The organism is Desertibacillus haloalkaliphilus (assembly GCF_019039105.1).
In the GTDB taxonomy this organism is placed as follows: domain Bacteria; phylum Bacillota; class Bacilli; order Bacillales; family KJ1-10-99; genus Desertibacillus; species Desertibacillus haloalkaliphilus.
In genome coordinates, this window is the sequence record NZ_JAHPIV010000392.1 from 1 (window position 1) to 366 (window position 366).

A 366-nucleotide genomic window follows, 5' to 3' on the forward strand; every position below is an offset into this window, starting at 1 on the left:
GCGTTACATGATCCATTCCCTCTTTACCAAGACCAATAAATGCAATTTTCTTTTTCCCTAATTGGATTAAGTGGTTGACTACATCGTAGCCTGCATAAGTATCATCTACAGTAACAGCAAATGTGTTCGTAATTGGTGCATATTGACCACATTGAACGAAAGGAACATTCTCCGTTAGGTCTAGCAACTCTTCTTCGCTAAGTAACATATTCAGTATAATAACACCAGCTAATTGCTCTTTCTTTAGGAATCCCCACGGATGTGAGTTATGACTTTGATCAACACTATATTTAATTACAACCTCATAACCTAATTGTTTTGCTTGTTCTTGTACGCCTGCTATCACTTCGTCAATAACTGCAGAAG

General features: G+C 37.4%; 1 protein-coding gene. It reads right to left on the minus strand.

Features of this window, described 5'->3' with window-relative positions:
* Positions 1-366, minus strand: a 366-nt coding sequence (locus tag KH400_RS22470) for a type 1 periplasmic-binding domain-containing protein (RefSeq protein ID WP_217228421.1), incomplete at both ends; no start/stop codon positions are given.